Origin of the sequence: Streptococcus sp. HMSC072C09, assembly GCF_001813105.1 — a bacterium.
Classification (GTDB): Bacteria; Bacillota; Bacilli; order Lactobacillales; family Streptococcaceae; genus Streptococcus.
The window spans coordinates 211,150-218,174 of the sequence record NZ_KV811501.1 but is presented as its reverse complement, the minus strand read 5'-3'; the positions used below and the strand labels follow the sequence as shown (position 1 = coordinate 218,174).

Here is a 7,025-nt window from a genome sequence, read left to right as displayed (position 1 = left end):
AGAGGCTAGGACTTTTGTCCCAGCCTCATTTTTTTATCGATAATAGTAATGGAAAAGACGTTTCTTGGAGACAGAAAAATGATAAATCATCAGATTTTAGTGCTAAATCATGTGAAAAAGAAGAAAGAAAGGATAAAAAAGAAGCCTGGCTTGACAGGTTTTCTTAGGATCGCGTATACTAGTAGTATAAAATAAGATGAAAGACAGGAGTGCCAACATGAAGCCCAATCTTCAAGATTACCCGAAATTTTATCGTTGGCTAACCCTGCCTTTTTCGAAAAAGCCAAGTCGGATTCAGGTCCTTCAAAGGACGAATCGAATCTTGACGTTCGCCATGCCAGGCATCTACGGCCTGGTCTTTTGTTGGCTGTTTTTAAAGAAAACTTCAATGGGAGAAATCTGGCCTTTTATCTGGATCCCTGCTTCCGGTTTTGTCTTGTTTAGCCTCTTTCGTCATTGGGTCAATGTTCCGAGACCTTATGAAAAATGGGAGATTCAACCATTATTAGAAAAAAATTCATCCGGTCATTCCTTTCCTAGTCGACATGTTTTTTCGGCGACCATTATTTCGATGTGTGTCTGTCAGTTGTCGCTTCCACTAGGAATGTGCTCGATGCTCCTATCTCTTCTATTAGCCCTTGTCCGAGTTCTTGGAGGGGTTCATTATCCCAAGGATGTCCTCGTCGCTTTGGGGCTGGGACTCGTTTGGGGAGGACTCTTTTTGCTGGCTTGAATGAACAAATTGCTGAAAATTGACCTTTGTCTAAGAGCGAGGGATAGTGTATACTGGAAAGTGGACTTAGAATAGGAGAGAAGATGAAGTACAGAAAAGCAGAAAAAGCAGATCTGGATCAGGTGGTTCGAGTAGCCAGTACAGCCTTTGAGGACTATCTATTTTTAAAAGTCATCAAGGATTTGGTTCGGGATCCCAAGCAATATCCTGCCTTTGTTGAGGCAATGATGCGCATCCTGGTAAAGGTTTTTCTCAAGCACCATATTTGCCTTGTGGCAGAAAAAAACGATGAAATTTATGCGGTAGCCTTGTTGCAAAAGGGACCGATTCCTTTTCGGGCCTATCTCTTAAATGGGGGATTCGGTTTGCTCAAGTTTATTTCCTTGAAGAATATGTTGTCCTACTTTAAATTTATGGAGGACACGGATAAGGAATTGGAGCAAAATGTAGACTTTGATTGGTATTTGATGCTTCTCGCAGTCGCCCCTAAACACCAACGGCAGGGCTATGGCAGTCGCTTTATGACAGAAGGAATTGAGCCTTTCTTGGAAGAGATCAAAGGTGAAAAACTAGCCTTTTATACCAATACCAAAGGAAATGTCTATTTTTACACGAAAAATGGTTACAAGGAAGTCTATTCAAGTGAGATTAGCTTTAACCAAGTAGAGATGGGTAGTTGGTATTTCTTGAAGGAACTAAAAAAACACTAAGGATACAACCTTAGTGTTTTTTCATTGTAGCTGTGAATCTGCTTGAATGCCGAATTTTTCAAAGAAAGCAGTTCGTTCTTCTATGATAGCATCGGTCGGATGTTTGATATTCCGTAAGAGCTCAACAAGGTCCGGCGTGACTTCACGGAGCAGTTGCCCTAAAGACCAGATAGCCGTTGCAATATGGATCTGATTTTGTGAAGTTTCGATGATGTTCAGGAGTTTAGGGATGGCCGAACGGTCATTGGCATTGGCTAGTGCAATGATGGCATTGCGCTGGAGGATGTTCTTGCCTCGCCAACTTCCAGCAACATGTCCGAATTTTTCCTTAAATTGTCCGTTGGACAGCTCGATAAAAGGAATCAACTCTGGATGAGCCAGATCAGGATCGATTTCCGTTGCTAAGGGATTATCTAGCCCTTTGTTATAAGGGCAACTAATCTGACAAATATCACATCCATAGATGACCGTTTTAATTTTCTTGCGAAATTCTAGGTCCATCATGCCCTTGTCTTGGGTTTGGAAGGACAAACAGCGTTTGGCATTCATAGAGCCATCCCCGATTAAACAGGAGGTTGGGCAAGCATCTAAACAACGCCGACAGTCTCCACAACCATAGTCGACTGGCTGATCCGGTTCGATTTCGAGGTTGGTAATCAATTCGCCCAGAAACATGTAAGAACCGTATTCTTTTGAAATGACCAAGCCATTTTTTCCGATAAAGCCAATCCCTGCTCGTTGGGCGACAGCCGTATCAACCAGTGCTCCAGTATCGACCATGCCCTTGTATTCAAAATCCTGCGTCATTTCTTCAATCCCAGCAGCTAAGCGGTTGAGCTTGTCTTGAAGAACATAATGGTAGTCTAATCCCCAACTGTTGGGCGTAAATTTTCCTCTTTTATAGGCTGTTTTTTGAGGTTGTTGCTTGAGTTTGTGGGGGTAGGCGACAGCGATTGAGATGATGGTCTTGGCAGAGGAGAGACTTAATTTGGGGTGGATGCGCTCTTCAATATTCTTATGCTCGAATCCAGAATTCCGTCCTTCCTCAACGGCCAAGCTGAGCGATTTTTCCAAATAAGCGAAGTCATCAGCAGTTGTAAAGCCAATTTTTGATATCCCAATAGAATGCGCCAGTTGGATAATGTTTTCTTTTAGTGTCATCCCTTTCATTATACACAAAAATGAAGTTTCTGGCGAGAGAGGAAAATAATGGAAAGGGCTTTCAAAAACTTTCTTTTTTTTGTATAATAGAAACATGAAATGCGAGGAGGATATTATGGGACAACCATTATTTTTACATTCAGTCATGCAGGAAAAAATTTGGGGAGGAACTCGTCTGAAAGAAGAATTTGGTTACGAAATTCCGAGCGACCATGTCGGGGAATTTTGGGCGATTTCAGCCCATCCACATGGAGTTTCTAAAGTAGCCAATGGTCCATACGAAGGAATGGGATTGGACCAGCTCTATCAAGAACACCGGGAATTATTCGGTAATCGTAAAGAGCCTGTCTTTCCTTTATTAACAAAGATTTTGGATGCCAACGATTGGCTTAGTGTACAGGTGCACCCAGATGATACCTATGCGATGGAGCATGAAGGAGAACTTGGAAAAACCGAGTGTTGGTATGTGATTGCGGCCGATGAAGGGTCCGAGATTATCTATGGACACAATGCCAAGTCAAAAGAAGAACTCCGTCAGCAAATTGAGGACAAGAACTGGGATGCCTTACTGACAAAGGTTCCTGTCAAGGCTGGAGATTTCTTCTATGTGCCAAGCGGGACCATGCACGCGATTGGATCTGGAATCTTGATCCTTGAAACCCAACAGTCGAGTGATACCACCTACCGGGTTTATGATTTTGACCGCAAGGATGCTCAAGGAAACTTGCGGGAGCTTCATCTTGAAAAATCAATTGATGTCTTGAACATTGGAGAGCCTGCCAATAGCCATCCAGATACAGTTGTCATCGATGATCTTCGTATGACCACCTTGGTTGCCAGTGATTTCTTTACTGTTTACAAGTGGGAACTAACTGGAAAAGCTGATTTTGAAAAGACCGCTGATTACAGCTTGTTGAGCGTCTTAGCCGGAGAAGGGAAATTGACGGTAGATGGGAAGGATTATCCTATTCAAAAAGGAAGTCACTTTATCTTACCGAGCGATGTTGAATCTTGGACTTTGGAAGGGCAAGGTTTAGAATTGATCGTGAGTCATCCATAAAAAAGAAAGGGTTTGAGTTAAAAGTTGTGGAACAACTCAAGCCTTTTTTATCTGAAAACAATTTTTATGTTAAGTCTTGACTCTGACCTAAGGGGAGGGGTTATACTATCCTTGTAATACTCTTCGAAAATCAAATTCAAACCACGTCAGCATCGCCTTACCGTATATATGTTACTGACTTCGTCAGTTCTATCTACAACCTCAAAGCAGTGCTTTGAGCAACCTGCAGCTAGCTTCCTAGTTTGCTCTTTGATTTTTATTGAGTATAAGGAGGAAATCATGTACCATATCAAAGAAGCTGCAGAGCTGTCAGGTGTCTCTGTCAAGACCTTGCACTACTATGACAAGATAGGACTTCTCGTCCCTGTCAAATCTGAAAATGGCTATCGGACATACAGTCAAGAAGATTTAGAACGATTACAGGTGATTCTCTACTACAAGTATCTAGGATTTTCTTTAGACCAAATAGCAGAACTCTTAGCCGAAGAAAAGTCTAACTTATTGCCCCATTTGACCAAACAGTTGGACTATTTGACTCAAGAAAGACAACGTCTGGATACCTTGATTTCCACCTTGCAAAAAACCATTCAAGAACAAAAAGGAGAAAGACAAATGACAATTGAGGAAAAATTTACTGGATTTAGCTACCAAGATACTCAAAAATACCATCAAGAGGCGGTAGACAAGTATGGTCAAGAAGTCATGAACCAAGCGCTTGAACGCCAAAAAGGTCGAGAAGATGAGGCAACAAGAGCCTTTAACCAAGTTTTTCAAACTTTGTCGCAAAATCTCAAAGATGGTCTACCCGTATCCGCAAATGAAAACCAAGATCAAGCAGCCAAACTGTTAGACGCGATTCGAACCTATGGATTTGACTGCTCTATAGAGGTTTTTGGCCATATTGGCAAAGGCTATATCTATAATCCAGAATTCAAGGGAAACATCGACAAGTTTGGGGCTGGTACAGCCCAGTACACTTCGGATGTCATTGCTTCTTATGTAGAAAATCAACCTAAATAAAAAAGTGAGAGTGGGACAGAAATCAGTAATTCGTTAGAATTCGATTTCGTCGTCCCACCTCTGCACAGTTGAGTAGGGCTGTAAAAGCTGATGAAATCAGCGTAGTAGAGCCCGCTCAACCACTGCGTCTTGCTCGACAATCCAAAAACAATTAAGAGGCTAGGACTTTTGTCCCAGCCTCGTTTTTTGCTTGGAAAAAATTGAAAAGAAACTGTCTTATCTATGGGAGGTAGAAGGAAAGAATGAAAACTTTATGAAAATTTCACAATTTCGGTTGACAGTCTTGAAAAAAAGGAGTAGAATAACCCCTGTTTTATGAAAAAGAGGCAGGGGATTCCCGGCCTCATGATCTTTTTTTCAAGGAGTTTTTTATGTTTTCAACATTGAAAAAATGGTTTATTGGCCGTCCGTTGAAATCTGGTGCAGAAGGTGAAGGAGGGCTGTTAGGGAAAATGCAGGCCTTGGCCATGCTCTCTAGTGACGCACTTTCTTCTATTGCCTATGGTCCAGAGCAAGTTATCCTGGTCTTGATGACGGTATCAGCAGGAGCTATTTGGTGGTCCATTCCAATTGGGATTGTGGTTCTAGTTCTCTTAGCCAGTTTAACGATTTCTTATCGCCAGGTCATTCATGCCTATCCTCAAGGCGGAGGGGCCTACATGGTGACTACGGAGAATTTGTCTCCGAAAGCGGGGTTGATCGCTGGTGGCAGTCTCTTGGTCGACTACATGCTGACGGTAGCAGTGTCTGTTTCTTCCGGTGCAGATGCCATCACGTCAGCGATTCCCTCTCTTCATCCTTATAATCTTCACATTTCCATTTTGTTGGTCTTGGTCTTGATGCTGATGAACCTGAGGGGATTGCGCGAATCGGCGACATCGTTGATGATTCCAGTCTACCTTTTCATTGTCAGTACCATTGCCTTGATCGGCTATGGTGTGATCCAAATTCTGACTGGTCAATTGGCCTATAACGCGACTGCTCATGTGGGTCAAACCATTTCAGGGGTTAGTGTCATTCTCTTGTTGCGGGCCTTTACGAGTGGATCAGCTTCCCTAACAGGGGTTGAAGCTATCTCCAATTCGGTTCCTTTCTTTAAGAAACCAAAAGCAAAGAATGCAGCCTCTACCTTGACCATCATGGCTTTGATTTTAGGGATCATGTTTGCAGGGATTACCTTCCTCAATTACTGGGTGGGTGTCGTACCAGCAAAAGGGGTAACAACTCTAGCTCAAATGGCCCAAGCTATCTTAGGAAATTCTCCGGTCGGACAAGCCTTCTTCTACGTTTTCCAATTATCAACAGCCTTGATCTTGGCAGTTGCGGCGAATACTGGGTTCTCAGCCTTTCCAATGTTGGCCTTTAACATGGCTAAAAACAAATACATGCCACACATGTATATGGAAAAAGGGGATCGTCTGGGCTATTCTAATGGGATTTTGACCTTGGCGATTGGTGCCATCGTCTTGCTCTTGATCTTTGATGGGCAAACAGAAAGCTTGATTCCGCTTTATACCATTGGGGTCTTCATTCCTTTTGCCCTTTCTCAAACAGGGATGGTTATCCACTGGAAACGCCAATATCAAAAAGGATTTCTCAAGTATTCACTTGCCAATATCCTCGGGGCAGCCATCTGTTATGGGATTGTCTTGATCCTCTTGTTGTTCCGTCTGCGTGAGATCTGGCCCTTCTTCCCTATTATCGGTCTTTTGCTTTGGATGTTCTTGAGTATCCGTAATCACTATGATAAAGTTGCGGCTCAATTGCGCTTGGGAGGTCAGATCGAAAAGACAAGTTATGCGGGCAATACCGTGATTGTCCTTGTTGGGAATGTCACTCAGGTAAGTGTGGGAGCTATGAGTTATGCAAATAGCCTAGGAAACGATGTTATAGCTATGCACGTCTCAACGGAAGAAACCAAGGTTAAAGACGCTGAGGTAGCAGAAGAATTTAAGCGTTATTTCCCTCATATTCGCTTTGAAAATGTCATGACGAGTTACCGAGATATTATCCAACCAACGGTTGAATTTGTCTCAAAAGTAGCTGAGGAGGCCAAGGAAAAAGGGAACACTGTTACAGTCTTAGTCCCTCAATTTATTCCTAAAAAACATTGGCAAAATGTTCTCCACAACCAAATGAGTTTGAAATTGAAGTATGCACTTCGTTGGCATGAAGAAGTGGTTGTGGCAAGCTATTCTTACCATTTGTCTGAATAACGATCGCCTAAAGAAAAGATGTCTGCTTGAGCAGGCATCTTTTTGGATTTTCTTACACGAAAAAAACCACTCGAAAGTCTTGTAAGATACAGCCTTGATCTTGAAAAAATGTTTAAAAAATGCTA

Annotated in this window: 6 protein-coding genes; 5 read left to right on the top strand and 1 reads right to left on the bottom strand. The window is 42.4% G+C overall.

Going from position 1 to position 7,025, the window contains the following annotated elements:
- The first annotated feature begins 217 nt into the window (after positions 1-217).
- Positions 218-733 carry a phosphatase PAP2 family protein gene (locus tag HMPREF2893_RS06825; RefSeq protein ID WP_070675226.1) on the top strand — a complete coding sequence of 172 codons (516 nt, stop codon included), beginning with the start codon at positions 218-220 and terminating at the stop codon, positions 731-733.
- Positions 734-816: 83 nt separating this feature from the next.
- The gene (locus HMPREF2893_RS06820; protein ID WP_070505233.1) at positions 817-1,443 is read left to right on the top strand and encodes a GNAT family N-acetyltransferase; all 627 of its coding nucleotides are present in this window, start codon (positions 817-819) and stop codon (positions 1,441-1,443) included.
- Positions 1,444-1,464: 21 nt separating this feature from the next.
- On the opposite strand, the gene queG is transcribed toward HMPREF2893_RS06820, so the two are convergent.
- Entirely contained in the window at positions 1,465-2,604 is a 1,140-nt protein-coding gene (gene queG / locus HMPREF2893_RS06815) for a tRNA epoxyqueuosine(34) reductase QueG (protein ID WP_070675223.1), read from the bottom strand.
- A 115-nt stretch (positions 2,605-2,719) separates the two neighbouring features.
- Here queG and manA point away from each other — a divergent pair, with 115 nt between their 5' ends.
- The 3 genes from manA (at position 2,720) to HMPREF2893_RS06800 (ending at position 6,900) form a co-directional block, all read left to right on the top strand.
- Complete coding sequence (gene manA / locus HMPREF2893_RS06810) at positions 2,720-3,664, top strand: mannose-6-phosphate isomerase, class I (protein WP_003005297.1); 945 nt, start codon at positions 2,720-2,722, stop codon at positions 3,662-3,664.
- A 279-nt stretch (positions 3,665-3,943) separates the two neighbouring features.
- On the top strand, positions 3,944-4,684 hold the full coding sequence (locus HMPREF2893_RS06805; protein ID WP_070675220.1) for a MerR family transcriptional regulator: 741 nt from the start codon (positions 3,944-3,946) through the stop codon (positions 4,682-4,684).
- Between the two features lie 371 nt (positions 4,685-5,055).
- Complete coding sequence (locus HMPREF2893_RS06800) at positions 5,056-6,900, top strand: APC family permease (protein ID WP_070505230.1); 1,845 nt, start codon at positions 5,056-5,058, stop codon at positions 6,898-6,900.
- Positions 6,901-7,025 lie beyond the last annotated feature (125 nt).